This window comes from Mesorhizobium sp. M7A.F.Ca.MR.362.00.0.0 (assembly GCF_004023175.1).
Taxonomy (GTDB): Bacteria; Pseudomonadota; Alphaproteobacteria; order Rhizobiales; family Rhizobiaceae; genus Mesorhizobium.
Window position 1 is genome coordinate 5,297 of sequence record NZ_RZTF01000320.1, and the last position, 2,059, is coordinate 7,355.

4 protein-coding genes are annotated in these 2,059 nt (G+C 62.5%); all 4 read left to right on the forward strand.

The features are described 5' to 3' along the window. Positions 1 to 329, forward strand: a 329-nt coding sequence (locus EOC06_RS43740) for a rhodanese-like domain-containing protein (protein WP_281062117.1), incomplete at its 5' end; no start/stop codon positions are given. A gap of 5 nt (positions 330 to 334) precedes the next feature. Next, positions 335 to 898: a GNAT family N-acetyltransferase gene (locus EOC06_RS28390; RefSeq protein WP_128309358.1), complete on the forward strand. Its 564-nt coding sequence runs from the start codon at positions 335 to 337 to the stop codon at positions 896 to 898. A 111-nt stretch (positions 899 to 1,009) separates the two neighbouring features. Further along, a complete protein-coding gene (locus EOC06_RS28395) occupies positions 1,010 to 1,567 on the forward strand; it encodes an OmpA family protein (protein WP_128309359.1) in 558 nt (185 codons plus the stop codon). A gap of 156 nt (positions 1,568 to 1,723) precedes the next feature. Beyond that, a partial coding sequence (locus tag EOC06_RS28400) for a DUF1203 domain-containing protein (RefSeq protein WP_128309360.1) occupies positions 1,724 to 2,059 on the forward strand: 336 nt, incomplete at its 3' end.

Sequence of the window (2,059 nt, forward strand, 5' to 3'; positions counted from 1 at the left end):
CTTCCACCGGCACTGAACCTGAGCCGCGCGCGGGTATCCGCTCCGGCCATATGCCCGGCGCGCGCAATCTGCCCTATTCGGCGCTGTCGGAAAATGGCGAGCTGCTGTCGAAGGACCGTCTGCGCAAGGTGATCGAGGAGGCCGGCATCGATCTGTCGAAACCTGTCGTCACTTCATGCGGCTCCGGTATTACCGCGGCGGTGGTGACGCTGGCGCTGGAAACGCTTGGCCATACGAACAACAGGCTTTACGACGGCTCCTGGACGGAGTGGGGCGGGCTTTCCGACACGCCTGTCGTGACCGGCCCCGTTGTGATCGGCAAGGAATGAAGACGATGGAAAACAGCGCGCTGGAAGACATCGAAGTCACGGTGACGTTCCTCGAGATGCATGTGCCTCCGGCCTATTCACCGGCCGTGCCGTATAACCGTCAGGTCGCGCTGCTGAAGACCAAGGACATTCCGCTGCATTTCTACCGCTATCTGATGGACCGGGTGGGGCGCAAATGGCACTGGGTCAATGTGCTGAGGCTGGATGACGACGAGCTTTCCGCCGGCATCCATCGTGAGGATCGCGACATCAGGGTCCTTTACCTCGACGGCGCGCCCGCCGGCTTCTTCGATCTCAAGCCGCATCTGCCGGAAGAAGTCGAGCTCGCCTATTTCGGCATGATGGAACATGCCACCGGGCAAGGCATCGGCCGCTGGTTCCTGGGCTCCGCGATCGCCGCCGCATGGTCGCATGGGCCGAAGCGGGTGACGGTGCAGACCTGCACGCTCGATCATCCGGCGGCTCTGCCGCTATACCAGAAGCTCGGCTTTGCACCGGTGGCGCAAAAGAGGGAAATCGTCCATCCGCTGCCTTTCACCGAGCGCGCGGCCAGCGTCATGCGGCCCTAGCCGGAAGCTGACACCAGCTCTAATCTGAACCCGCCGTTCATCGGCCCTTCAGGCTGTTTTTGGCATGTTGCCGGCACCATCAATGCGGCCAAGGCCGAAGGAGACGAAGACATGCTGACCCGCCGTACACTTGCCGCCGCGCTGATCGCGGCAATTGCCATGCCAAGCCTGGCCGCAGCCCAGGCGACAACGCCTTCAGCCGCGACGATCGAGCGGAAGCTCGAGGCGGCGCCGCGTGTGAAATTGCGGCCGAACGAGCGCGTCACCATCCGCGAATTCAAGCGGCGCCCGGATTTGCGCCGCATGGCCCGCTCGATCGATATCCAGTCGATCAACTTCGCCTTCGGTTCGGCGGCTATTGCCAACTCGCAATACGACAAGATCGAGACCATTGCCGACGCGCTGCGGCGCATCCTGCGCCGCGATCGCGGCGCCCGCGTGCTGATCGAGGGCCATACCGACGCCGTCGGCTCCTTCCAGTCGAATCAGGCTCTGTCCGAACAGCGCGCCGTTTCGCTCAAGCGCACGCTGGTGCGCGAATTCGGCGTGCCGGGTCATGCTCTCGAGACCGTCGGCTATGGCGAGGAGTTTTTGCTGGTGCAGACGCAGAACGAAAACTGGCGGAATCGCCGGGTGACGCTGCGCCGCTTCGATGATTTCATCCGTTGAGCCGCAGCTCTGAATTTTAGTTAGCCGGCGCTTTCGACGGGACTTGATGAGAGCCGGTCGCCGACGGGCGACCGGCTCTTCGATATCTGGCAGGAATCGGGTGGGCGGCGAGAGTTCAAAGGGATAATTTCCGGTAGACCACACCGGAGATTTTCCATGACCATCCAGTTCAAAGCTTTGCCGACCGAAGGTGTCAGGACGCTGCAGCGCGGCGGGATCGATGCTTATGGCCAAATGCCCGAGCGAAAGATCTCCGACGGTGACGGCATGCCTTGCCGGCATTGCTTGAAGAACATCGCCGCCGGCGATGCCTATCTTGTTCTGGCGTACCGGCCATTCCCGCAGCTTCAGCCCTATGCTGAAACGGGCCCGATCTTCCTGCATGGCGAGGAATGCGACCGCGCTGCCGAGAGCGAGGCGCTGCCCGAGATTCTCGAAAGCCCCGACTACATCGTGCGCGGCTATGGCGGGAATGATCGCATCGTCTATGGC

Coding starts and splice junctions, on each gene's coding strand:
- EOC06_RS28390 (WP_128309358.1), top strand. CDS start 335: ATGGAAAACAGCGCGCTGGAAGACATCGAAGTCACGGTGACGTTCCTC.
- EOC06_RS28395 (WP_128309359.1), top strand. CDS start 1,010: ATGCTGACCCGCCGTACACTTGCCGCCGCGCTGATCGCGGCAATTGCC.